The sequence below is a fragment of the uncultured Marivirga sp. genome (genome assembly GCF_963974845.1).
In the GTDB taxonomy this organism is placed as follows: domain Bacteria; phylum Bacteroidota; class Bacteroidia; order Cytophagales; family Cyclobacteriaceae; genus Marivirga; species Marivirga harenae.
In genome coordinates, this window is sequence record NZ_CAXBEQ010000002.1 from 340,805 (window position 1) to 364,182 (window position 23,378).

Here is a 23,378-nt window from a genome sequence, read left to right on the forward strand (position 1 = left end):
TTTAATCTTGTAATTGAAGTTTTACCAAATTGCTGTAGGTACCGTTTTCCGATTCTAGAAGTTCTTGATGGGAGCCTTCTTCAGAAATTTGTCCTTCTTTTAACACAAAAATCTTATCTACTTTGCGGATAGTGGCTAAACGATGTGCAATAATAATAGTCGTTCTATCTTTCATCAACTCATCCAATGCCTGTTGCACTAAATGTTCCGATTCTGCATCAAGTGAGGATGTGGCCTCATCTAATACTAGAATTTTTGGATCTTTTAATATTGCTCTGGCTATTGCTATCCGCTGCCGTTGACCTCCAGACAGCTTAACGCCCCTTTCACCCACTACTGTATCTAAGCCTTCAGGAAAATCTTTAATAAAGAGCCATGCATTAGCTTTTTCGGCAGCAGCAATGACTTCTTCATCTGAAGCATCTGGTTTTCCATAAGCAATATTTTCACGAATAGACCCTCCAAATAAAATAATTTCTTGCGGAACGATTCCGATATTTTGTCGGTAAGCTGTGATGGACAATGAATTAATATTAAGGTCATCAACTGTAATTTCACCTGAAGCCAACGGGTAAAAACGCATCAGCAATTGAATGACAGTTGATTTTCCTGCTCCACTATGTCCAACAAGGGCTACCTTTTCGCCTGCACCAACGGATAGATTCAAGCCTTGCAATACCTCCACATCTTTTCGAGTTGGATAAGAAAATTGTACATCTTTAAATTGAATTGATCCTTGAAGATGTATTTTTTCTTTTGCCTCTATTTTAAATTCTTCTTCCTCTTGCAAAATTTCCATTACTCTTTCTGAAGCACCAATCGCTTTTTGGATTTGGCCATATAAATCTCCTAATCCGGCAATGGAACCGCCTATGAAAGTAGTATACAACACAAAACTTAATAAATCACCCACACTCATGCTACCCTCTTGCACTAAGCTAGCACCATACCACAATACTGCCACTATCCCACCAAACATAGCAAAGATGATAAACGAAATAAAAGCACCTCGGTAGGTAGCGGATTTGAGAGCTACCTTCACTACTTTATCAAGTGATTTTCGATATCTCAAAACTTCTGTTAATTCGCTGGTGAAGGCTTTTACAATATTGATAGACTGCAAAGTTTCTTCCACAATAACATTTGCTGAGGCTAACTCTGATTGTGTTTTTTTAGATAGTTTCCTGATAAATCGACCAAAGATCATAGCCGCAATTACTAATATAGGGAAAGTTGCTACCATAAAAATGGCTAGCTTAGGCGTAAAGTAAAAAATAATGGCAGCGCCAATTATTAAAGTTGAAACTTGTCTAATAAATTCCGCTAGTGTAACTGAAAAAGTATCTTGCAAAAGAGAAACATCGGAAGTTATTCGACTCACTAGTTCCCCGACTCTACTTTTATCATAAAAAGTCATGGGTAGGCTCATCAACTTTGTATAAAGCTTGGCACGCATATCGGCCATAGCTCTTTCACTCACTTGAGCAAATAAATATACCCTAAAAAAAGAAAAGAAACTTTGTACGGCCAATATCCCGATTAGGATAAAAGCTACTGTATTAATCTCAGTAAAAATACCTGATGTTTTGCCCTGAGCTACATCTACTAACTTTCCCATCACATAGGGGAAACCTAAAAGTGTTGTACTTGAAATTAAAAGGAAAAATAGCCCGGCAATGAAATAGCCTTTATAGGGTTTAATAAATTGAAAAACCCCGCTGAGCTTTTTAAAATTTTCTTTATTGAGTGGCTTTTTCTCTTCCTCGTTAAGCGATTCGCTCTTTCTTCTTTTTGCCATTCTTAATTATTGTCTCTATTGAAATGTTTATAACCCCGCAAAGGTACAATAGTTCTTTAATTAGGTTTGTTATAAGTAACAAAATTTGATTTAAAATTCTAATACAATTTTCAGGAAAGATGGATTACAGACAATATTAATTGTTAAGCTAATGTCATTTGCTTTCATTTTTTTCTTTTTGTTTGATCAAAAAGAAACAAAAAATCAAGAAAGTTTAATGCTTCTGCCCTCAACGCCTACGCTGGCCCGCTAAACTTTCCTCCTTCCCGCTTTTCCGAGTTCCTCGGAAGTGGTCGGGTTAGATTTTTTTATCTTTTGTAGTATAATACATAGGCATTCAATTGGTATAAAACCAAATTTTTTTACGTAAATAGAAAGCTAAGCCTAATCAAGAGGATAAAACACAAAAGCGGTCGACAAACAAAATAATTAAAATTTGATAATTACTGCCAATTTAAATTAAAACTAAGTTTGGATTGCACACTTTGCTAGAATTAGTCAGCAAATCCAGTATACGTACTATTTATGCGCAATAATAAAATTCATTATGATTAAAATTACTTGTTTAATAATAATAAGGTAAAAACTACGCTTAATATTCCCACAATAATATGAATTGACCCATTTAGAAAAATGCCAGCATTTTTTTCCTTTTTTCCTCCATTATAGATTTCTTTAAATGCTCTTGGCTTCTTTCCTATTAAGGGACGGAATGCAAGTTGAAATATATAGACCAAAAGTGCTCCCCAAAACTCGAAAATAACTGAACCAATAAAACTATCCATAAAATGTAATTTTACACAATAAGTGAATAATAGTCAATTAAGGCTTGTTTTTAGCTTCGAACTTTTCTTTTCCTTCATCAAGAAAATCTACAAACTTACTGATACTTCTTTCATAAGCGATTGGCTCAACCAACAATTCTCCATTTGTATCCAAGAGAACATAATATGGCTGTGCATTATTGTTGAAACGAGTGATCTGAAAATCGGCATTTTGCTTACCAATTGATTTTTTCACTTTTCCGTCATATTCACTGGTGTACCATTCGTTTTCAGGTAATTCAGTTTTTTCATCCACATAAAGAGCCAACATCACATAATCGTTTTTTAATCGGCTCAAAACTTTTGGATCTGACCAGACTCTAGCCTCCATTTCACGGCAGTTCACACATCCGTGACCAGTGAAATCTACAAAAATTGGTTTTCCTTGCTCTTTTGCACAGGCTAATGCTTGCTCATAGTCGAAGTAACCTTTAATCCCATGTGGAAAATGGAGCATATCTCCGTATTTAGGCTCTTCGCATAATTGATCTTCAGCACTTATAGCTCCCGAGACCCCGCTGTTTTCCCGGATCAATGTTGGCAAATCAAAATCATGAGAGCTCATAGGAGGAAGATAGCCAGATAATGCTTTTAAAGGCGCGCCAAATAAACCTGGGATCATATAGAGTACAAAGCTGAAAGTCACGATACTCAACATCAACCTTCCCACGGATAATTTTTCAATTGGGCTGTCTCCCGGTAATCTCAATTTACCCAATAGATATAATCCTAGGAAAGCAAAGATCACAATCCAAAGCACTAAATAGATGTCTCTGTCTAAGATTCCCCAATGATAAACTTGGTCGGCTATGCTTAAGAATTTTAACCCTAGGGCTAATTCTAAGAATCCTAGCACTACTTTTACTGAATTTAGCCATCCACCTGATTTTGGTAAATTATTTAGCCATTCAGGGAAAATAGCAAAAAGCGTAAATGGAATAGCAAAAGCCAAACTAAAGGCAAACATCCCTAATAAGGGTTTAATTACCATTCCTCCAGCAGATTCTACTAAAATACTGCCTACAATCGGACCAGTACAGCTGAATGAAACCAAAACCAAAGTGAAAGCCATAAAGAAAACGCCTCCTAAACCACCTTTATCAGCTTTAGCATCCACTTTATTGACAAAGCTAGAAGGTAAATTGATTTCAAAAAGACCCAAAAATGATAAGGCAAAAATGAAGAATACCAAAAAGAAAAATACATTTGGAATCCAATGCGTGCTGAGCCAATTGGCAAATTCAGGACCATTAATTACCGCAATAATAGTTCCTGCAACCACGTAAATTACGATAATTGATAACCCATAAATCACTGCTTGACGAATGGCTCCTGCTCTGGTTTTAGCTTTTCCAGTAAAGAATGTCACCGTCATAGGAATCATAGGAAAAACACAAGGCGTTAATAATGCGGCTAATCCGGCCAAAAAAGCCACTAACATAAACCCTAAGAGGGAATAAGGAGAGTTAGAATCCTTTTGTTGAAGGTCAATTAATTTTTTTTTACCTTCTTTTTGGGATTGATCAGATGATGATTCTTGTTTTTTATCTTTCTGAATTGAGCTTGTTGATGATTTAGTTTTCTTTCCAAATGAGAAGTCATCACTAAATGGAATACATTTTCCATCAACATCAGAACAGACTTGGTAGCTATTACTAGTCTCTATTATAAAAGGAATTTCCTTTACAATAACTTTTTGCTGGAATTCTCCTTTCCCTTTAAAATAAGTATAATCTCCCTCCCATATTTCATCATAACCTTCCGAAGGATTGATTGGGATAATACTATCCAATAATTGATAAGAATCATCCTCCACAAAATCAAATTCTGTAAGCATTGGACCTAAATCAGGATCAAAGTCGGAAGAATATAAATACCAATTTTGATCTATTTCTGCTCTGAACGAAAGCGTAGCTGTATCGCCTACTTCTAAATTTTCCTCTAAAATGGAGCTTTCCCAACTGATGGGTTTAATAACTTGGGCAAAGGTGTTTTGCAAAAATAAACCCACCAAAAGTAGGCTGTAAACTAAATATCTCATAAACTTTTAATAAGGCCTGTTCGACTTACAAAAATAAAACACGAAGATAGTTAATTTTTGTTGGACGTAAAGTAACTAATGTCATGCAGGCGATAAAACGTAAATGGTTAATTTTCTCAATTCTAGGATTAATATTAATCGGGGCTGGTTTAAGCTTGGCGATTGATGCCGGTTTTTACCGAATGCAACATAGAGACGGATTAGAATGGATTTATTATGGAACCTTTGCTCTATTGGTATTTAATTCGGGATTATGCTGTTTTGGGCAAGGGGTAATTTATAAAATAAAGCTTGATCATCTAGCGGAGAATTAAAAATACATGTCATTCCATTATGCAAGTTTTGTTTTCCTGAGTTGGGGGCTAACCGACCGAAAATTGATCAAGCAATTTTACAATACGTAATTGTAATCTAATACTTCCATTTATTGGCCAATGCCACTAAAGAAAGCATGACTGGTACCTCCACTAAAACCCCCACAACCGTTACTAATGCAGCCGGGCTTTGCAATCCGAACAAAGCTATGGCTACTGCCACTGCCAATTCAAAGAAATTACTGGCCCCGATCATAGCTGCTGGTGAGCAAACCGCATGTGATAATTTTAATTTCCTTCCTGCAAACCAAGCAATGAAAAATATCAAATAGGTCTGAAGAATTAGTGGAACAGCAATCAATAAAATAATGATAGGATTATCTAATATGTTCGGTCCCTGAAATGCAAACAAAAGAATCAAGGTCAAAAGCAAAGCAATTATGCTAACAGGCTTGAATTTTGGTAAAAATATTTCTTGAAACCACTTTTCACCTTTTTGTGCCACTATGATTTTATTGGTAATTACTCCAGCTACCAAAGGGATTACCACAAAAATTATGATGCTTGCTGCCAATGTTCCATAAGGGATGGAGACATTTGTAATACCTAGAAGAAAACCTACTAGAGGAATGAAAGCAACTAAAATTATCAGGTCATTAACCGAAACTTGCACTAGCGTATAATTGGGATCGCCATCGGTTAGATATGACCATACGAAAACCATAGCCGTACAAGGTGCCGCACCTAATAAAATAGCTCCTGCAATATATTCTCCAGCCATTTCAGGCTCAATAAAGGCTGAATACAAATGCTCAAAAAATATCCAAGCGAAAAATGCCATTGTAAAAGGCTTGATGAGCCAGTTGATAATAACTGTCATAATCAATCCTTTTGGCGCTTTTCCCACACCTTTTATGCTGGAGAAATCGATTTGCAGCATCATTGGATAAATCATCATCCATACTAAAATGGCGATTGGTAAGTTAACTTTATAAATTTCCAACTCGCTAAGGATAGTGATATCCTCTCCAGCTAAATATCCAATAAGGATTCCGACAGCAATACATAAGGCTACCCAAACGCTCAAATAACGTTCGAAAAATGCCATTTTCTTTTTCCCTGATTGTTCAGTCATGATTTTTTAAGATTTGAAAATACGTAAAACATTTCTGTAGCGATCTGTCTGCTACGCTCTTCATATTTTTGTTCTTTTTCCGGACTGTCGTCAAAAGCTTTAGGATCATGATAATTCAATGTTATTCTTTTTTCCGTTCCTGGAATAAAAGGACAATTTTCATCAGCATCAGAACAAGTCATGAGCGCAGCAAACCCAATTGATGGATTAAATGGATGGTCAAAAGTTTTAGAAAAAGCGATAACAGGATGAGTATCTTCACTATATTTTATCCCAATAACGGGGTTTTCTCCTTGAGAAAGTTTTATGCTTTCAAAGCCCGCACCTACTAACACTTGAATAGTCATAGGATAAACTGCAGTTGAAGCTGTGCCTCCTGAGTAACATTGGATTTGGTTCAATTGAAAATATTCCGCCATAGCCTGTGCCCATATTTGGGAAAGGTGACTCCTTCTAGAATTATGGGTACAAATGAAATTCAGCGTAATCTTTTCTCCCGAATTGAGTTTTGCTTTTAAATAGCTTATAAAAGGCGTAAGAACATCCTTCCTTTCATTGGAAATCGATTCAATATCCAGTATTTTGATGTATTCAGTTAGTCTTTGGAACATTTGTATAGTCGGGTTAACCTTTTTTATATTCTTATTTCATCTACCAACAAACCATCACATTTTAACCGTAAGTTAAAATCAAAAGATCCCCGCCTTCGCGAGGTTGACATACAGAAAAAGTCAAGTGCTTTATTCGAAATATTCTACTGCATAGTGATGACAACTACTTTATATGTCTTAACAACATCCACTTCCAGGAGCACAAGCATTTGCTGATGTACCGGAAACATCTGCTAATTGCACTTTAGGTTTTGAAGCTGGAATTCCACATTTATCTTTTGCCAAACAATCAGTCTGAGTATTGACCAATACAAAATGCTCTCCATTAAAATCTAGCTTGTATTTGCCAATAGTGTTGCTCTGATATTCAACCTCTACTTCCATATGTTCATCAATTCCCAATTTATCCTCAGATAAGGTAATGATATCATAAAGTTTTTTAGCTCCTAATCTATGGTCATAATCCCCATCTTCCCATAGTTGAAAGTTTACTGTTTTTTCGTTTCTCATCGTTCCGCCACAATCGATAAAGTTACGTGTGATGATTCCCACTTCTGTAATGTGAAAATGCGGTGGGACGAAATCTCCATTTGGTAATTGAAAGTTCACTTTACTCAAGTCATTGAGTGCTGATTTGATTTCAGAAAGTTGCATGTTTTTATTTTTTTTAGTTTATTTTTCAAAGCTCAATATTATTATATTGCTATATTACGATGATCTATCGCAAAAAAATATCAGCAGCAGTCCTGCTGATTCGGGTTATGATACAATTCAAACATTCCACTGAATAGGTTTTTAACTTCTTCCCAGCGTCTTGGATTTATACAGTAACTAATCGAAACGCCCTCAATAGTGCCTTGAATTATCCCTACTTCCTTTAATGCTTTTAAATGCTGACTGATGGTGGCTTGTGCCAATCCCAATTCAGAAACTAAATGCCCATTTATGCAAGCATTGGATTTCAGCAAATACTGTATTATAGCTAATCTTGCAGGATGCGCAAAAGCTTTGGCAACATTAGCCAAGTCATTTTGCTCTGCAGTGAATAAATCGGATTTCGTTACGCCCATATCATATTTTATTATATTGCAATATTACGATGTATTTTTGAAAACGCAAAATTATTAGTTGTGGTTGTCTATTTTTAGAACATCAATAGACTTTGATTTCTATTGCTCTTGACAACCCCTGTTTCTTCTCATTTATTTGGAAAAGAGGCTCACGAAAGAAAAACACACCTTGGAAATAAGACTATCATCGATGAACTTGAAAAAAGAAAAAATAAGAAAAATTAACTTTATTATTCTTCCTCAACATCGTCCCCATCAACCTGTTCTAAGGTTTTATTGATTTCGCCAATAATCAGATTCAATTCTTCCGATGGTGGCCCGAGTTTTTCAAATAAACTTTTTAGATCATCAGGATCCCTAGAAAATTGAGAAACATTAATCAAACCCATTATTCTAGCTAAAGGACCACGAACTTTATGTGCATTGATATTAGCATAATCTATAATCTGTCGATTTTTAGATTCAATTAATTTAGTTCTCTCCTCAACTAAAGCTTCCAAATTTCTGTTAATTGCTTCGTACTCCTCATTTTTTGCAATTAACTCCTCCTGAGTTTCTTCCAACTCTTGGTTAGTGGATTTCAACTTTTTCTCATATTTTGAATTACTGCGATTATACCATAAGAGAGTGGTTGTTGAAAAAAATGCTACAAACAGAGGTGGTAACTTAAAATCAGTAAAATTGCTTACCAACTCAACCATGGCTTGCGGTGGCTCACTGTAGAAAAGCAATAATTTATCAATGAAAAGAGTGACGGTTAAATAATAGATAAAAAATACTGTTATGTATCCTGCATGTTTTTCTAAATCAAACAATAGAAAAGGAACAGAACAAAATACAGCAGATGCATACTGAAACCAAATGAATTGTCCTGGATAAAAGTCTCCAATCAAGATCGGAATCCCTAAAAGAATAATACTAGGGAAGAACAGAAAAATGCTTTTAGATAAATTGTAAAAGCGTTTATGATTCAAGTAAGGTATTAATAGCATAAGCACCAATACTCCCCCCCTTCTGTATGCTGCCAAATAGTTTTCGGTATTTAAAATATCATTTAAGCCAACCAATATCATGACGGCTGCCAAAAACAGAGACATGGCATTAGTGAGAAATACCTTTCTCTTCTGGTCGTCATCCATCTCGGAATGGATTCCTGCTTTGGTCCAGTATTTAATATTTCTCAGCAATTCTAGAATTGAGTTAAGCTTGTTGAACCCAAATTAAAAAATAAAGTTGGTATTTATCCAAAAATACGACTAACAGACCTTTTCTTTCTTTGAATTTGTTTTTTTATTCATTGGCTTTCCATTTTTTAGTACCTTTGCCGATTGTAACAAATGAAAAAATAAGTGACCTTAATAAAATCAATTTCCGGCATTAGAGGAACCATCGGAGGAAAAACAGGAGACGGATTAACGCCCGTTGATATAGTGAAATTCAGTAGTGCATATGCTGCGTGGCTTAGAACACAAAGCGATAATAATAAAGTGGTAATCGGCAGAGATGCACGACCTACAGGAGAAATGGTGTCAAAATTAGTATCTGCAACTTTGCAAGGCATGGGCATGCACGTTGTTGATTTGGGGCTTTCAACTACACCAACGGTAGAAATTGCTGTTGTCTTGGAAAAAGCTGCAGGTGGAATTATTTTAACAGCCAGCCACAACCCTGTTCAATGGAATGCTTTAAAGCTATTAAATGCAAAAGGGGAATTCATTTCTGGTGAAGATGGACAAGCTATTCTGGATTTAGCTGAAAGTGCCGATTACAATTTTAGCGAAGTTAAAAAAATTGGCAAATACACTACCCAAGACCATTACATTCAAAAACACATTGATATGGTAATTGATTTACCATTAGTGGATGTAGCGGCAATTCGTGAACGTAAATTTAAAGTAGTCGTAGATGCCGTTAATAGCACAGGAGGTATTGTAATACCCAAATTGTTGAAATCTTTAGGAGTAGCAGAAGTGAGAGAATTGTACTGTTATCCTGATGGTAACTTCCCTCATAACCCTGAGCCTCTGCCAGAGAATATTACACACATCAGCAATGAATTGGCAAATGGTCAATATGATTTAGGCTTTGTTCTCGATCCTGATGTAGATAGATTGGCTATTGTGAATGAAGATGGAACTCCGTTTGGTGAAGAATATACTTTGGTAGCAGTAGCAGATTATATTTTGAGTCAGAAAAAAGGGAATACAGTTTCCAACCTTTCTAGTACTCGAGCATTAAGAGATGTAACCGAAAAAAGAGGTGGTAATTACGAAGCTTCTGCCGTTGGAGAAGTCAATGTTGTAACAAAAATGAAGGAAACTGATGCCATTATAGGCGGTGAAGGAAATGGCGGCATCATATATCCTGAATTGCATTATGGAAGAGATGCTTTAGTGGGAATTGCATTATTTTTAACGCATTTGGCAAAATCAGGTAAATCTTGTTCACAATTGAGGGCTAGCTTTCCAAGCTATCATATTTCTAAAAATAAGATAGAATTAACTCCTGAAATTGATGTTGATGGGATTTTAGAAGCAATTCAGGAGCGTTATAAAAATCAACCGATCAACACTATAGACGGAGTAAAAGTAGAGTTCGATAAGGAATGGGTTCATTTAAGAAAATCTAATACGGAACCAATAATAAGAATTTATTCAGAATCCGATTCTGAATCCAAAGCAGAACATTTGGCGCAAAAGATGATATCTGATATTAAAGAGATTATTTCATTTAAAGAACATTAAATATTATGGCGGGGATTTATTTAGACAATGCAGCAACAACTGCTTTGGATCCGGAAGTTTTTGAAGCTATGAAGCCTTATATGCTTAATCATTACGGCAATCCTTCTTCGATTCATACCCATGGCAGGGAGGTGAGAACAGCAATTGAAAAGTCTAGAAGGACTATTGCTGAATTGCTAAATACTTCTCCTTCTGAGATATTCTTTACATCAGGAGGAACAGAGGCTGATAATACTGCTTTACGATGCAGTATTGAGCAGAAAGGAATCAAAAAAGTATTGACTTCAAAAATTGAACATCATGCAGTTTTGCACACTCTTCAGCATTTGGAAAAAGGAGGACATATTGAGTTAGATTATGTGGAACTGGATGAAAACGGAAGTGTAAAAATTGATGCTTTAAAAGAATGGTTGAGCAAAAATCCCAACAGCCTTGTTTCTTTGATGCATGGAAATAATGAAATTGGCAATATTCTAGATATCGAAGAAGTAAGCTGGATATGCAAACAACATGGTGCAATTTTCCATTCTGACACCGTCCAAACCATGGCTCACTACTCTCACGATTTACAGGAAATTAAGGCTCATCACATCGTGGGCGCAGCACATAAGTTTCACGGACCGAAAGGAGTTGGCTTTTTGTATATTAATAGTGAACATAAAATTCACCCTTTTATTCATGGTGGTGCACAAGAAAGAAATATGCGTGGGGGAACTGAAAATGTATATGGAATAGTAGGTTTGGCCAAAGCCATGGAAATTGCTTATAGAGATATGGAAGAGCATCAAAACCATATTCAAGGATTAAAGGACAGGATGATTAAAAAACTAAAGACTAAAGTTGAGGGCGTTGCATTCAATGGTTTAAGTGCTGATCCGGATAATAGTCTTTACACTGTTTTGAATGTCTGTTTGCCTCCCTCAGATATGAGCGATATGTTATTGTTCAATTTAGACATTAAAGGAATTTCAGCTAGTGGAGGTTCTGCATGTAGCAGTGGAAGTGATGTGGGTTCTCACGTTATTGCCGAGTTAGGAAAAGCCGCTGAAAGACCCAATGTTCGGTTTTCTTTTAGCAAATATAACACATCAAATGATATCGATGCTGCGGTAGATGCCGTGGCTGAGATTTATGAAAAGAAGACGGTTGGATAGTACTAAAAAACAAACTTTTCCAAAGTGCAGCACTTTGGAAAAGTTTGTTTGGAGTTAATTATAATTTTAGTAATGCTTTTAAGAAGCCCATGTTTTCTCCTTTTTCTTTCACAATCATCAAAGGAATTTCATTATCGTATTTTACCACTTTTTCTGCAACGCTTCCCAATAGAATAGAAGCCAAACCAGTTCTGCCTTTTGATCCCATCACTATCATATCTGCTTTCTGGTCAGAAGCAAAATCAAATATTTTGTCAGCTGGAGAATCATCATTGTCCAATACAAACTGGCAATCTAAATCTTCTGGGAAATTATTCTTCTTGACAAACTCTCTAAAATCTGTTTTACCATGCCCTTTCATTATTAAAGCAAATTCATCATAATTTTTGCCTGTTTTATGGTAGCCTGAAGGCACTTTAAAAACATTTACTAAGCTTAAGCTAATGTTTTTCTCATTTGATATTGCCAGGGCTTCTTCTACTGCCAGTTTTGCATGTTTTGAAAAATCCACAGATACCACGATTTTATTTAGCTTAAATACAAAATCTTCCGGCACTAACATTAAGGAGGTTTGAGCTACTTTGGCAATTTTCTGAGGTACAATTCCACCCCCTTTTAATTCCTTTTTTCTACCCATTACCATCATGTCAATATCCTTAATATTGACCCACTTGAGAATTTGTTCTGAAGGATCACCTTCTTTGATTTCTATTACCTTTTCACAATCATAATCCGTTTCCCAAGCTGTGCTAATCACCTTTTGAATAGAATCTGTAATGGATTCATCACTTGGAGCCATCAAATCAGGATAATTTCTTCTCAGTTCTTCCGGCAGTTCTAAATTCCTAGATATATGGACAAAATATACTTTATCACTTTTCAAGAATTCAGCTAAATGTGATACATATTTTATCAATATGTCATCCATTTTTGTAAGATCCAGTGCAACTAAGAGTCTCTCTAATTTATACATTTTCAGTTCAGTTTATTTCAAATATTAGTCGGAAGTGTAATTTAATAATTTATCTAACGAATTGTAGCTGACAAAGTGGTAATTTTGTCTAGCTTTTCTATAAATACTGAGCGCTACCCTTTTGTGTGTCTCGCGTTTTATTAGTTCCCCATAAATTGGCATTAAGAATTTTTTTCTTCCAGTATTGACTAAAAAGTTTTCCATTGCTCCAAAAGCTCGTCTGTAGTCCTTTTTTATTGCCAGAAGAAACCATTCCGACAATATTTCAGCATTTTCACTATCGGTGAAATCAAACTTATCATCTAGTATACTTAGGTGATTATACTCAAGAGAATCTGGTAATTGATGGAAAAAATGGAGAAATTCATGCGTGCTCCAATCTTCAGCATTTAAAGTATCGATATTTCCAGTATCCAGCCACCTTTGCACTGATTCTTCTACTGATTTAAACCTATTCGAATATGGCTTTGGAATACTAGTAGGTATACCGGCACCATAAACCCAATCGGAAAATAACTTCTTAGGTACTACAATTTCATTTTTACCAAATAAATTTTGTTCTAGATATATGAGAAACTGTTCAGTATTAATACTTCTAAATGCATATTCTTTAAAATACTGTTGTAAAAATGCATCAAACGCTTCTCTACCAGAAATTTCTTCTAGTAACCTCAGGAAGAAATAGCCTTTATCATAAGCTATGGAAGTCATACCAACATCTGGATTTCTGCCCTCTAAATCTAATTTCAAATGAGTATCCTTTACGTTACCATTTTCAATTAATTCCCGAGATTCTTCCGTTAGTTCCTTAAAAGAAATGGAAGCAAGCATTTCAGCATAATCTTTCCCATACATTTCTTCCATAATACGGTACTCAAAATAAACCGTAAAGCCTTCATTTAGCCAGAAATCATTCCAGCTTGCATTAGTCACCAAATTTCCAGACCAGCTATGAGCCAATTCATGCGCTATTAAGGATACCAAAGATTTGTCACCAGATAGAATCGTTGGGGTAGCGAAAGTTAGTCTAGGATTCTCCATTCCACCAAAGGGGAAGCTAGGAGGAAGAACCAACACATCAAATTGCTCCCAACGGTATTTTCCATATAATTTTTCAGCGGTTTCTAAAAAAGATTGTAAATCTTCTAAAGCAGTCACAGCCTTTGCCATAGTAGCTGGCTCGGCATAAATCCCTGTTTGTTTTCCTGTTTTATGGAACTCCAAATTGCCCACTGCCAAGGCCATTAAATAGGCAGGAATAGGTTGTCGCATTTTGAAGGAATAATTTCCAGTGCTATCAATTTCTTGAGGATTTTCAGCGCTCATTATTGCTAAATTTCCCTCTGCCACTTTAACCTCTGCCTCGTAAGTAAACCGAATAGCAGGAGAATCCTGAATTGGAATCCAAGAACGGCACAAAATGGCCTGCGATTGGGTGAATAGAAATGGTGCGTTTCCTGCTGTTTGTTGCGCACTTAACCACTGTAAAGCTTCTGCATTTGGAGAAGTTTTGTATTGAATACTGATTGTTTTGGAATCTTCAGACAAAGGAATATGCAAAGCCTGGCCTAAAACTTCATCCGCTTTATTCAAAAAAAAGTCCACCGTATCATTCTGATTTCTCCATACTTTTTCAATTTGTAAATTTTTAGTATCCAAAATTATTTCACTAGTGCTCGGATATTTTCGAATGTCAAATTTTGCTACTGCTACAATTGTTTTAGTCTCAAAATCAACATTAGCATCCCATTCCAAATGGGTTATAACAGCTTCCTGCGGCTTAGAAAATGAATGATCGTCTTTTTGCATTAAATCGTTTGTGGTAATTCTATTCTTTTTCATTTCTTTATTTTCATTACAAGAAAGCAAGCCTATAACAATGAAAAATAGTAGAGTTGTTTTTCTCATTTGACAATGGGGCTTAATATTGAATTATCCTTTAGGTTCATATAAATTAAAACGAAGACTAAATTAGTTAAATGAAATTAGCTTAACTTACTAGTAATTGATTAACTTTAGTCTGCACTTAAAAAACTAATATTTAAAGTGAAAAAACTAATAACTATCGAAATTTATTACAAGATTTTGAAGTTAACGTATTTTGTTATCATATTTGGCGGTATATGTTTAGAATGTCAGGCACACATCAGCGACCCACTGTAGTAATAGATATAGAAAAGGGTTTTTTTGAAATTTCAGGTTCTTCAATTCCAGAGAACCCTATGGATGTTTTCACTCCCATTTTCGATCATTTGAATAGATATATGGAAAATCCATTACCTGTAACAGAATTACATTTCCGTCTAGATTATTTTAATACAAGTACCTCCAAACTAATGTTGGATATGATCCACAAAATGGAATCTTTAATTGATGAAGACGGCAAAGACGTGAAAATCAAATGGTTTTATAGAGAAGCTGATGATGATATGATGGAAATCGGTGAAGATTTTGCTAATCTGTGCAGATTACCAATAGAGATTATTCCTTATAACTAAAGCATTTTATTGGGGGGGGGGAACCAGCCTGAGACTGTTCTCCCACCAAATGAAAAAAGGGCTTAAACTTCATCCAAGAACTTCTCCAACTTTTCGATGGTTACATGATCCATAACCACTATTTTATACCATTGCGGACTTTTATGACTATCAGGAATCAAGCCATATTTTTTACAAACTTCTTTTTGTAGAAATTGAGCTTTGATGGTGACGATGTTAGCATCAGGATATCGATAATAGTCAATATCCTTTTTATTTAAGGCTTTACATAACCATTCAGTCCTATGGTTTAAAACCAAGGTTTTTTCAAACCAACCATTGGGCCCGTAAGTCATTAAAATCATCCAAATAGCAATGGCATTTGCTCCAGATCGAGAACCTATCAAAGTAAAATCTTGACCTTCCACGTAGCTAGCTTCTTGTGTATTGGCAAAATGCATCCAGTTTTTGCGAATTAAGAAGATTCCTGTTCCATAAGGTGCTTGAAGCATTTTATGGGCATCAAGAGTAATAGAATTCACATGTGGGTTGCTGAAATTCAAATTATTTTCAGGTTTTGCAAAGGGGTAGAAAAAGCCTCCGTAAGCCCCGTCAATATGAAGTTTGAATGGTATCTCCTTTTCAATAAAGGTATCTGTGTATATACTGACATCATCCACAGAACCGAACATTGTGGTCATCATATTGGCCATTATAATAAAATACTTCTTTCCATCTTCCTGTGCTTGATCAATAGTGCTTTCTAAAGCTTCCTGACTAATGGAACGGTCATTTTCATCGACTTCTACTTTGTAAAAATTCACTCTCAACACATTGGATGCTTTTGCAGATGAATAATGAGCATCGGAAGAGCTAATCAACGCAATTTCATCAATACTTGCTAGGTGCTCTTGCATGAAATAATTCCTATAGATCCATACAGCTTGCATATTGGCCTCAGTGCCTCCAGAAGCTACATAACCGTCATATTCTGTATCGCAATGCAAAATATCTTCTGCACAAACCTTGATTACTTCCTTTTCAAGTTCCTGAGTGCCTCTGAAAAAGCTTTCTGACTCGCCTAAAGTATGACAACCTATATGATTCGGATTGTGAATTAAAGTGGATAGGTAGGGAGCATCTTCCAAAAAAGGTGCATTTTGATAAAATACCTTGTCATCCAAATGGGATGCTGGCAATCCTATAATATTTTCGGTATAATAATCTACATTTTCTGAAAGGGCAGAAAATATCCTTTTTCTAATCTCTAGTTGAGATAGTTTTTTCCACTTTTGCATGATTTAGAAATTTATATTTTTTGAAATTGGTCAGATTCCTCGTGCGGAGATCTTGGAAAGGTTCTACAAAAGTAAGAATTTTAATTTCATTTCCAATATGACGTAATTTGGCATAAAATTTTTCACACTAAAATCTTAATTTTTATATTAGTATCAAGAACCAATCAATCTTTAAGAAATGAAATACAAGCTTGTCCCCTACAAAGATTACAAAATTGCGAAATTCTCTTTAATTCTTCTTAGTGCAATTGTATTACTTAGAGCAATACCTTTTGGCTTTGGTGCTTTATATGCATTAATTGAAAATTATTTTATTAAATAAGATGAAATACAAGCTTATACCCGAATCAAGATATTATCTATTATTAACCATTTCTATTTTTGCGGGTGCAATAGTATTAGCTTATGGATTGGGTTAGCTCGCAGGAACGATATCGAAATTATTTTAAAATAATGGAAAAAATCAAGAAAGAGCATTTTATCGGTTTTTTTGTATGAATACTTGCTGTATTAATTTTCGATTTTGCTCTCAATCATCAAAAATATATTGATGCTTTTAATAAAGGCTATGAAAAAGCACAGCAATCTCAGGTAAAAAAAAATTAATTCTTTCCATATTTATTCAAAAATCTTAACCTTCACTCAATTTAATGGTAGGTTATTTTCATCTTTGGTAAGGTTTCCTTTCATCGACTTGGAGGTAAAAATTAATGCTTGAGTTATTAAGCCAAGAATTATCAAAAGTCCCAGTTCTAAGTAGGAAAGACTAGCATTGCTGGTAACTATAGATCGAGAATTATTATATAAATCTTCTCCAACTTTCATTTGAATGCTTGACAACTTATTTAACAATTCTATATTTTCATCATACAAGTTATTTAACTTATAAACTCCTATTTTTGGATTTTGCTCAACTACTCTGAGCTTTTCATAATTATCAAGGTAATCTTTAAATACAGTTTTCTCTGCCACTGTTAAATAAGTCATTTGATAATCCGATAATAGGGAATCAACCTGTTTATTTATAAGTGCAAACTCATCATCAATATCTATACCTTGCTTTTGTCCAAAATCAGTCAACAAATATTTCTTCTCCTGAGTAGCGGTAGCTAATTTGAAAATATAATTTTCAACTAAGAGCCTATCCTTGTAGACAGAACTAAAAGTTTCACCCAATTCATTGATGTTTTTATTTTCCCAACGATTATTAATTAGCACTAATACTAAAATAACAATAAGGGCAGATGCCAATTTTAACTTTTGCTGAATGAAATAGGAAAAATGCATAGTGTTTTCATTTTAAATAATAATAAGATAGGCAAATCTTTAGACACTAAATAATAAGAACCAAAAAATACTTACATCAGATAGAGAAAACATAATAAAGTCTATCGCCAAATTAAAAAGTTGTTTGAATTTCTAATTTGTGATTATAAGTATTTCATTTCAACCCCCCAAAAAACTCATAACAAAATAATTTCCTTTACCACCTCTTTTCCAAGCTCTTCTCTGAACAAATGTATAATTCTTTCCTTGCTCATATGAAGTTCCTGTTTTAGAGCACTGGATTCAACCGTTACGAAAAGCTTGCTTTCCTTCATAAAAACTCCTTTAGTTCTACTTGCGATTGCTTTCCCCATTAATTTCGGCCATAAATTCACCACCTGTGTTTGGTCAACCTTTCTATTTAAGCGATAAGCATCAAACATCTCATTAATGACCTGACCCAAAGGAGTAGCCTCCGATTTTCTGATGCTGGCGGGATGTGGATTTTTCTTTTTATACATTTTCTTGAGTTCTTATGTGGAATCTATTAGTTAATCGTACAAATTGCTTTTCGGTACATAATATCAGATCGATACAAGCCTTTCTCTTGTAATTGCCTAATTGGCTCTATTTTGGTCTAGTTCAAAAAATTTCTTTTCTGTATTGATATCTTTCAAATAATCTTTACTTCTTTCGGGTCTGGCATCGGTCAAGAATATCTGACCAAACCTTCCGTCCGCCATCATTTTCAACAAATAAGCTATTCTTTTATCATCCAATTTATCAAAAATATCATCTAACAAAAGTAGTGGCTTTTGATTTTTAGCGACTTTCAATAATTCAAATTGCGCTAATTTTAAGGCAATTACAAATGATTTCTGCTGTCCTTGAGAACCAAATTTCTTGACTTGCTTTCCTTCCGAGAGAAACACATAATCATCTTTATGAATTCCCAATGTCGTCCTCCCTTGTCGAAAATCTTTTTGCTGTTGTGATCTGAAATCCGTTTCGAAAGCATTTGTTACTCGGGTTTCATAATTTATATTGACTTCTTCCTGACCATCCGATAACTCTTGATAAAATTCCTTAAAAATAGGTAAGAAATTTTCCATCAAAGTATTGCGCTCTTCAGAAATAGTTAAAGCCAATGGAATCATTAGTTCATCATAAGGAGCCAACTGATCAGCTGAAAATCTGCTTCTTTCTAAAAATGACTTTAGCAATGTATTCCTTTGCTTTAAGAGATGATTATATTTCACCAATAATTTCAAGTATTCTTGGTCTAATTGACAGAGCAGATTATCAAAGAACTTTCTCCTCATTTCACTGGCTTCCCTAACTATATCTGTATCCTGCGGGATTATCATTACCAATGGGAGTTTACCAATATGCTCGCTCAGTTTATCATATTCTTTTCCTGCCCATCTTACCATTTTTTTTTCTCCTAAACGGACAGCACAAAGCATTTCCACATTCTTATCCTCCACCTCAAAATTGGCTTTAATAGAAAAAAAAGCTTCTTCATGCAAAATATTATCCTTATCCACCGCATTAAAAGCACTTTTGGTGAAAGCCAAATAATAAATCGCATCAAGCAAGTTTGTTTTTCCCACTCCATTTCGTCCCAAAAAGCAATTAATGCCATCCACAAATGAGAAATCTGCTTGCGGATAGTTTTTGAATTGGGCTAATCGAATATTTTGGAGCTTCATTTTTCGCACTTGTGGGTTTTTTCGTTATTTTCGCATCCCGTAACAAGATGAACAAAGTTAAGTTATTCTTTTGTGACGGAAGAAATACATCAAAAAAAGAAAAAGCATTATGGCTACAAAGAAATCAAAAACTGCCAATAAAAAGAGTTTCGATAAGGAAACTTATATGGAATGGTTCAGGTCCATGTCCTTAATGAGAAGGTTTGAGGAAAAAGCTGGGCAACTATACGGTCAGCAGAAAATCAGTGGCTTTTGCCACCTTTACATTGGACAGGAGGCTTGCGTAGCTGGTGCTGTTAGTGCATTAAAAAAAGGCGATAAATATATCACTGCTTATAGGGACCATGCGCATCCGATCGGTTTAGGAACTGATCCGAAGGCAGTAATGGCTGAACTTTTTGGTAAAGAAACGGGGGTTTCCAAAGGAAAAGGAGGCTCCATGCACATGTTCGATAAAGAGAATCATTTTTTTGGTGGACATGGGATTGTAGGTGGACAGATTCCTTTGGGAGCAGGAATCGCATTTTCTGAGCAATACAAAGGAACAGATAATGTGTGCATTACTTATATGGGTGACGGTGCTGTTCGTCAGGGAGCTTTCCACGAAGCTTTAAATATGGCAATGAGCATGAAATTACCTGTAATCTTTGCTATAGAAAATAATGGTTACGCCATGGGAACTTCTGTGAAAAGAACCTCTAACGTGACCGAATTACATACCTTGGGTGAAGCATATGATATGCCTTCAAAAGGGGTAGATGCTATGAATGTGGAAAATGTTCACAATGCCGTGGCAGAGGCAGCTGAAAGAGCAAGGAAAGGGGATGGTCCAACTTTATTGGAATTCAGAACTTATCGATATAAAGGGCATTCTATGTCTGACCCCGCTAAATATAGAACTAAAGAGGAGCTAGAAGAATACAAAGGTAAAGATCCTATTGAGCAAGCTAAGGAAGCCATTTTGAAAAATAAATACGCTTCTGAGGATGAATTGAAAGAAATCGATAACGAGCAAAAAGAAATCGTAAAAGAATGCGTGAAGTTTGCCGAAGAATCTGATTTCCCTCATGTTGATGAAGTTTACAGAGATGTTTACGCTCAAGAGGATTATCCTTTTATAGTGGATTAAAGGCTTCAATGCTAAACCTGTCAGATTTCAATTTGAAAAATCTTCAAGCTATTAAATATAGCAGTAATAATTACTAGTGAAAACCTGACAGGGTTTAGTACCGTGCCTAGCACCATGGTTGGTGGAGAACCGACCATTTAATGTTTATTAGTTTAAATCCCAAAGCTTTAAACTATTAAATGATGGAATTGGGTAATAATAAATAAATTTTTATAGCTTTGCGGTCTTAAAATAGTGGCAATGGCAAAAACAAAATCTAAAGAGAAACAAAGTTCCGAGTTTTATGAAAACCCTGAGGTATTAGCTCAGCAACTTTCTAAAACAGAAGAATTCATTGAAAACAATAAAAAAGTAGTATTTGGTTTAGGGGGAGTAATCGCCTTAATCATTGTAGCCTTTTTCGGTTACCGATACTATATGAACAATCTTAATGAGGAGGCTCAGAAAGAAATGTTCCAAGCCGTATATTGGTTTGAAAATGAAGAATATGATTTGGCCTTGAATGGTGATGGCAATAACTATGGCTTTTTAGCAATAGTAGAAGATTATGGCTCAACGAAGTCAGGCAATTTAGCTAACTTCTATTTGGGTAGCATTTACATGCAGCAAGGGCAATTTGAAACTGCCATTGATTATTTAGACGATTTTAGCAGTGACGACTTATTGGTTCAAGCTAGAGCTTATGCCTTGATCGGTGATGCATACATGGAGTTGGGAAATTTTTCCTTGGCTGCGGATCAATACGGAAAAGCCGCGAATTACAAAAGCAATGGAGAATTTAGTCCTGTTTATTTCATGAAGCAAGGTTTGGCTTTTGAAAAAGCAAACGATCTAGAAGCGGCCATGGGTAGTTACCGAAAGATTACTGAAGACTTTAGTGACTCTAAACAGAAAACTGAAGCTCAAAAATACCTATCCCGATTAGAGGCTCAAAAATAATTTAACTAGAAAAAAGTGATAAAGGAAAAGGGATAGGTTTTAAAAACCTGTCCCTTTTTTGTTGGAAAATACTCAAGAAATATGGCATCAAATCTTAAAAACCTTAGTGAACATTCCGGTAAAAACATGAAAGGATTGCAAGATAAAAACTTTGCAATAGTAGTTTCAGAATGGAATGAGGAAGTAACGGAATCCTTATATAGTGGAGCCTATGAAACATTGCTGGAAAACGGCATCCCGAAAGCAAATATTGAAAAGCATTATGTACCCGGAAGCTTTGAGTTAAGCTTAGGAGCCCAATGGATGGCAGAAAGAAAAGACATTGATGCAGTGATTTGCCTCGGGTGTGTAATTCAAGGAGAAACCAAACATTTTGATTTCATCTGTGATGCAGTGGCTCACGGGATTACTAATGTGAGCTTAAAATACAACAAACCGGTTATTTTCGGGGTTCTGACTCCTAATACGCAGCAGCAAGCTTTAGACAGAGCTGGAGGAAAACACGGCAATAAAGGAGATGAAGCTGCATTTACCGCATTAAAAATGTTAGGATTAGCAAAAGGATTATGATTGTATTAAAATTTGGCGGAACATCTGTCGGCACGCCTCAAGGAATGAATCAGATTCGTGAAATCATCACGAAAGACAACAATAAAAAATTAGTAGTCCTTTCCGCCCTCAGTGGAGTGACCAATACTTTGGTTGAAATAGGTGAAAGGTTACGAAAAAAGGAACATGAGCAAGCTTCTAAAGTAATTAAAAAGCTGCAGAAGCGATATGATGAATTTTTAGCTGACTTATTTGAAACGGAGGTTTTCAAAAGTAAAGCCATTGCCATTATTTCAGAAAGCATGGATTTCATAAAATCCTGCCTAGAAAAACCCTTTACCAATTCCATTGATAAGGAATTATTGGCACAAGGCGAATTGATGTCCACCAATATTTTTAATTTGCATTTGCAAGAGCATAAGTTAAACAGTGCTTTGATTAATGCCTTGGATTTCGTGAGAACAGATGCTTTTTCTGAACCTGATGAGGCTTTCATCAATAAAGAATTATCTGATATTTTGATGAAGCAACCCGCTGAAACCAATCTCATCATTACCCAAGGATATATTTGTCGGAATGCAGAAGGCCATATTGACAATTTAAAAAGAGGGGGAAGTGATTATACAGCTTCCCTCGTAGGTGCCGCATTGAATGCAGATGAAATCCAGATTTGGACGGATATTGATGGCATGCATAATAATGATCCGCGAGTGGTCGAGAAAACCTTTAGCATACCAGAGCTTTCTTTTGAAGAAGCGGCCGAGTTGGCTTATTTCGGTGCGAAGATTTTACATCCTTCTTGTATAAGACCTGCACAAAAAAGAACGATTCCTGTTCGCTTGAAAAACACTATGAAGCCTGAAGCAGCGGGCACGCTAATTCATACTAAGGAGGGCGCAGGAGAAGGTATCAAGGCGATTGCTGCTAAAGATGGCATAATTGCTATCAAAGTAAAATCTCTTCGCATGCTCATGGCCTATGGATTTTTGAGAAGAGTATTTGAAATTTTCGAGAAATACAAGACTCCTATCGATGTAATTACCACATCGGAGGTAGCCATATCGGTAACGATTGATAATATCTATTATTTAGATAGTATTTTAAGTGAGTTACGGCCTTTCGGGGAAGTGGAAGTAGATCAGGAGCAAAGTATTATTTGCTTAGTAGGCAATATGGTAGCCGAAAAACCAGGATTGGTGAGTAGAATTTTTGCGGCCCTTCAAGATGTTCCGGTTCGCATGATTTCTTACGGAGGTAGCAGACACAATATTTCTATAGTGGTGGATACGCGCTATAAAACGGAGGCTTTGAAGAGACTGAATGATGGGGTTTTTTAGGAAGATG

Annotated in this window: 22 protein-coding genes; 8 read left to right on the plus strand and 14 right to left on the minus strand. The window is 35.5% G+C overall.

All coding sequences use genetic code 11. The features are described from left to right. Window position 1: 1 nt before the first annotated feature. The 3 genes from AAC601_RS06000 to AAC601_RS06010 all read right to left on the minus strand — a co-directional run bounded on the left by AAC601_RS06000 (window position 2) and on the right by AAC601_RS06010 (window position 4,663). The gene (locus tag AAC601_RS06000; protein ID WP_340152765.1) at window positions 2-1,798 is read right to left on the minus strand and encodes an ABC transporter transmembrane domain-containing protein; all 1,797 of its coding nucleotides are present in this window, start codon (window positions 1,796-1,798) and stop codon (window positions 2-4) included. Between the two features lie 557 nt (window positions 1,799-2,355). Then, complete coding sequence (locus AAC601_RS06005; protein ID WP_340152766.1) at window positions 2,356-2,583, minus strand: hypothetical protein; 228 nt, start codon at window positions 2,581-2,583, stop codon at window positions 2,356-2,358. Between the two features lie 37 nt (window positions 2,584-2,620). Beyond that, a complete protein-coding gene (locus AAC601_RS06010; RefSeq protein ID WP_340152767.1) occupies window positions 2,621-4,663 on the minus strand; it encodes a cytochrome c biogenesis protein CcdA in 2,043 nt (680 codons plus the stop codon). Window positions 4,664-4,746: 83 nt separating this feature from the next. On the opposite strand from AAC601_RS06010, the gene AAC601_RS06015 reads away from it, so the two are divergent. Continuing rightward, complete coding sequence (locus tag AAC601_RS06015; RefSeq protein WP_303271023.1) at window positions 4,747-4,977, plus strand: hypothetical protein; 231 nt, start codon at window positions 4,747-4,749, stop codon at window positions 4,975-4,977. A gap of 97 nt (window positions 4,978-5,074) precedes the next feature. Here AAC601_RS06015 and arsB read toward each other — a convergent pair whose 3' ends face one another. The 5 genes from arsB to AAC601_RS06040 form a co-directional block, all read right to left on the minus strand. Further along, window positions 5,075-6,112, minus strand: coding sequence for an ACR3 family arsenite efflux transporter (gene arsB, locus AAC601_RS06020; RefSeq protein WP_340152768.1), 1,038 nt, complete (start codon window positions 6,110-6,112; stop codon window positions 5,075-5,077). Next, entirely contained in the window at window positions 6,109-6,723 is a 615-nt protein-coding gene (locus AAC601_RS06025) for a protein-tyrosine-phosphatase (RefSeq protein ID WP_340152769.1), read from the minus strand. Before AAC601_RS06025 ends, arsB begins: the two co-directional genes overlap by 4 nt. Before the next feature lie 177 nt (window positions 6,724-6,900). Beyond that, window positions 6,901-7,377 carry a DUF6428 family protein gene (locus AAC601_RS06030; RefSeq protein ID WP_340152770.1) on the minus strand — a complete coding sequence of 159 codons (477 nt, stop codon included), beginning with the start codon at window positions 7,375-7,377 and terminating at the stop codon, window positions 6,901-6,903. An 80-nt stretch (window positions 7,378-7,457) separates the two neighbouring features. Further along, on the minus strand, window positions 7,458-7,793 hold the full coding sequence (locus AAC601_RS06035; RefSeq protein ID WP_340152771.1) for a metalloregulator ArsR/SmtB family transcription factor: 336 nt from the start codon (window positions 7,791-7,793) through the stop codon (window positions 7,458-7,460). 230 nt (window positions 7,794-8,023) lie between these two features. After that, window positions 8,024-8,980, minus strand: a complete 957-nt coding sequence (locus tag AAC601_RS06040) for a hypothetical protein (RefSeq protein WP_340152772.1) — start codon at window positions 8,978-8,980, stop codon at window positions 8,024-8,026. A 162-nt stretch (window positions 8,981-9,142) separates the two neighbouring features. Here AAC601_RS06040 and glmM point away from each other — a divergent pair, with 162 nt between their 5' ends. Both glmM and AAC601_RS06050 read left to right on the plus strand, forming a co-directional pair. Further along, window positions 9,143-10,537, plus strand: coding sequence for a phosphoglucosamine mutase (gene glmM / locus AAC601_RS06045; RefSeq protein ID WP_340152773.1), 1,395 nt, complete (start codon window positions 9,143-9,145; stop codon window positions 10,535-10,537). Between the two features lie 5 nt (window positions 10,538-10,542). After that, window positions 10,543-11,691, plus strand: coding sequence for a cysteine desulfurase family protein (locus AAC601_RS06050; RefSeq protein WP_340152774.1), 1,149 nt, complete (start codon window positions 10,543-10,545; stop codon window positions 11,689-11,691). Window positions 11,692-11,749: 58 nt separating this feature from the next. On the opposite strand, the gene AAC601_RS06055 is transcribed toward AAC601_RS06050, so the two are convergent. Beyond that, window positions 11,750-12,664: a universal stress protein gene (locus tag AAC601_RS06055; protein WP_340152775.1), complete on the minus strand. Its 915-nt coding sequence runs from the start codon at window positions 12,662-12,664 to the stop codon at window positions 11,750-11,752. A gap of 24 nt (window positions 12,665-12,688) precedes the next feature. Continuing rightward, the gene (locus AAC601_RS06060) at window positions 12,689-14,572 is read right to left on the minus strand and encodes a M1 family metallopeptidase (RefSeq protein ID WP_340152776.1); all 1,884 of its coding nucleotides are present in this window, start codon (window positions 14,570-14,572) and stop codon (window positions 12,689-12,691) included. Window positions 14,573-14,787: 215 nt separating this feature from the next. On the opposite strand from AAC601_RS06060, the gene AAC601_RS06065 reads away from it, so the two are divergent. Beyond that, complete coding sequence (locus AAC601_RS06065; RefSeq protein ID WP_303271033.1) at window positions 14,788-15,162, plus strand: DUF1987 domain-containing protein; 375 nt, start codon at window positions 14,788-14,790, stop codon at window positions 15,160-15,162. 62 nt (window positions 15,163-15,224) lie between these two features. On the opposite strand, the gene AAC601_RS06070 is transcribed toward AAC601_RS06065, so the two are convergent. From AAC601_RS06070 to recF, 4 genes are all read right to left on the minus strand, one after another. Next, window positions 15,225-16,439, minus strand: a complete 1,215-nt coding sequence (locus AAC601_RS06070; RefSeq protein ID WP_340152777.1) for a pyridoxal-dependent decarboxylase — start codon at window positions 16,437-16,439, stop codon at window positions 15,225-15,227. A 642-nt stretch (window positions 16,440-17,081) separates the two neighbouring features. Beyond that, window positions 17,082-17,726: a hypothetical protein gene (locus AAC601_RS06075; RefSeq protein ID WP_340152778.1), complete on the minus strand. Its 645-nt coding sequence runs from the start codon at window positions 17,724-17,726 to the stop codon at window positions 17,082-17,084. 176 nt (window positions 17,727-17,902) lie between these two features. Next, window positions 17,903-18,226, minus strand: a complete 324-nt coding sequence (locus AAC601_RS06080) for a DUF721 domain-containing protein (RefSeq protein WP_340152779.1) — start codon at window positions 18,224-18,226, stop codon at window positions 17,903-17,905. 96 nt (window positions 18,227-18,322) lie between these two features. Further along, window positions 18,323-19,417: a DNA replication and repair protein RecF gene (gene recF / locus AAC601_RS06085; protein ID WP_340152780.1), complete on the minus strand. Its 1,095-nt coding sequence runs from the start codon at window positions 19,415-19,417 to the stop codon at window positions 18,323-18,325. Between the two features lie 109 nt (window positions 19,418-19,526). Here recF and pdhA point away from each other — a divergent pair, with 109 nt between their 5' ends. The 4 genes from pdhA to AAC601_RS06105 all read left to right on the plus strand — a co-directional run bounded on the left by pdhA (window position 19,527) and on the right by AAC601_RS06105 (window position 23,371). Beyond that, the gene (pdhA, locus tag AAC601_RS06090; protein WP_340152781.1) at window positions 19,527-20,546 is read left to right on the plus strand and encodes a pyruvate dehydrogenase (acetyl-transferring) E1 component subunit alpha; all 1,020 of its coding nucleotides are present in this window, start codon (window positions 19,527-19,529) and stop codon (window positions 20,544-20,546) included. Between the two features lie 240 nt (window positions 20,547-20,786). Next, window positions 20,787-21,485 (plus strand): tetratricopeptide repeat protein, encoded by a 699-nt coding sequence (locus tag AAC601_RS06095; protein WP_303271039.1) that lies wholly within the window; start codon window positions 20,787-20,789, stop codon window positions 21,483-21,485. 81 nt (window positions 21,486-21,566) lie between these two features. Beyond that, on the plus strand, window positions 21,567-22,055 hold the full coding sequence (ribH, locus tag AAC601_RS06100) for a 6,7-dimethyl-8-ribityllumazine synthase (RefSeq protein WP_303271040.1): 489 nt from the start codon (window positions 21,567-21,569) through the stop codon (window positions 22,053-22,055). Beyond that, window positions 22,052-23,371, plus strand: coding sequence for an aspartate kinase (locus AAC601_RS06105; RefSeq protein WP_340152782.1), 1,320 nt, complete (start codon window positions 22,052-22,054; stop codon window positions 23,369-23,371). The genes ribH and AAC601_RS06105 overlap by 4 nt, the downstream gene beginning before the upstream one ends. Window positions 23,372-23,378: the final 7 nt, after the last annotated feature.

What these genes read in the sequence shown, in the direction of transcription:
- AAC601_RS06000 (WP_340152765.1), bottom strand. Translation starts at nt 1,798, where the DNA reads ATGGCAAAAAGAAGAAAGAGCGAATCGCTTAACGAGGAAGAGAAAAAG.
- AAC601_RS06005 (WP_340152766.1), bottom strand. Translation starts at nt 2,583, where the DNA reads ATGGATAGTTTTATTGGTTCAGTTATTTTCGAGTTTTGGGGAGCACTT.
- AAC601_RS06010 (WP_340152767.1), bottom strand. Translation starts at nt 4,663, where the DNA reads ATGAGATATTTAGTTTACAGCCTACTTTTGGTGGGTTTATTTTTGCAA.
- AAC601_RS06015 (WP_303271023.1), top strand. Translation starts at nt 4,747, where the DNA reads ATGCAGGCGATAAAACGTAAATGGTTAATTTTCTCAATTCTAGGATTA.
- arsB (WP_340152768.1), bottom strand. Translation starts at nt 6,112, where the DNA reads ATGACTGAACAATCAGGGAAAAAGAAAATGGCATTTTTCGAACGTTAT.
- AAC601_RS06025 (WP_340152769.1), bottom strand. Translation starts at nt 6,723, where the DNA reads ATGTTCCAAAGACTAACTGAATACATCAAAATACTGGATATTGAATCG.
- AAC601_RS06030 (WP_340152770.1), bottom strand. Translation starts at nt 7,377, where the DNA reads ATGCAACTTTCTGAAATCAAATCAGCACTCAATGACTTGAGTAAAGTG.
- AAC601_RS06035 (WP_340152771.1), bottom strand. Translation starts at nt 7,793, where the DNA reads ATGGGCGTAACGAAATCCGATTTATTCACTGCAGAGCAAAATGACTTG.
- AAC601_RS06050 (WP_340152774.1), top strand. Translation starts at nt 10,543, where the DNA reads ATGGCGGGGATTTATTTAGACAATGCAGCAACAACTGCTTTGGATCCG.
- AAC601_RS06055 (WP_340152775.1), bottom strand. Translation starts at nt 12,664, where the DNA reads ATGTATAAATTAGAGAGACTCTTAGTTGCACTGGATCTTACAAAAATG.
- AAC601_RS06060 (WP_340152776.1), bottom strand. Translation starts at nt 14,572, where the DNA reads ATGAGAAAAACAACTCTACTATTTTTCATTGTTATAGGCTTGCTTTCT.
- AAC601_RS06065 (WP_303271033.1), top strand. Translation starts at nt 14,788, where the DNA reads ATGTTTAGAATGTCAGGCACACATCAGCGACCCACTGTAGTAATAGAT.
- AAC601_RS06070 (WP_340152777.1), bottom strand. Translation starts at nt 16,439, where the DNA reads ATGCAAAAGTGGAAAAAACTATCTCAACTAGAGATTAGAAAAAGGATA.
- AAC601_RS06075 (WP_340152778.1), bottom strand. Translation starts at nt 17,726, where the DNA reads ATGCATTTTTCCTATTTCATTCAGCAAAAGTTAAAATTGGCATCTGCC.
- AAC601_RS06080 (WP_340152779.1), bottom strand. Translation starts at nt 18,226, where the DNA reads ATGTATAAAAAGAAAAATCCACATCCCGCCAGCATCAGAAAATCGGAG.
- recF (WP_340152780.1), bottom strand. Translation starts at nt 19,417, where the DNA reads ATGAAGCTCCAAAATATTCGATTAGCCCAATTCAAAAACTATCCGCAA.
- pdhA (WP_340152781.1), top strand. Translation starts at nt 19,527, where the DNA reads ATGGCTACAAAGAAATCAAAAACTGCCAATAAAAAGAGTTTCGATAAG.
- AAC601_RS06095 (WP_303271039.1), top strand. Translation starts at nt 20,787, where the DNA reads ATGGCAAAAACAAAATCTAAAGAGAAACAAAGTTCCGAGTTTTATGAA.
- ribH (WP_303271040.1), top strand. Translation starts at nt 21,567, where the DNA reads ATGGCATCAAATCTTAAAAACCTTAGTGAACATTCCGGTAAAAACATG.
- AAC601_RS06105 (WP_340152782.1), top strand. Translation starts at nt 22,052, where the DNA reads ATGATTGTATTAAAATTTGGCGGAACATCTGTCGGCACGCCTCAAGGA.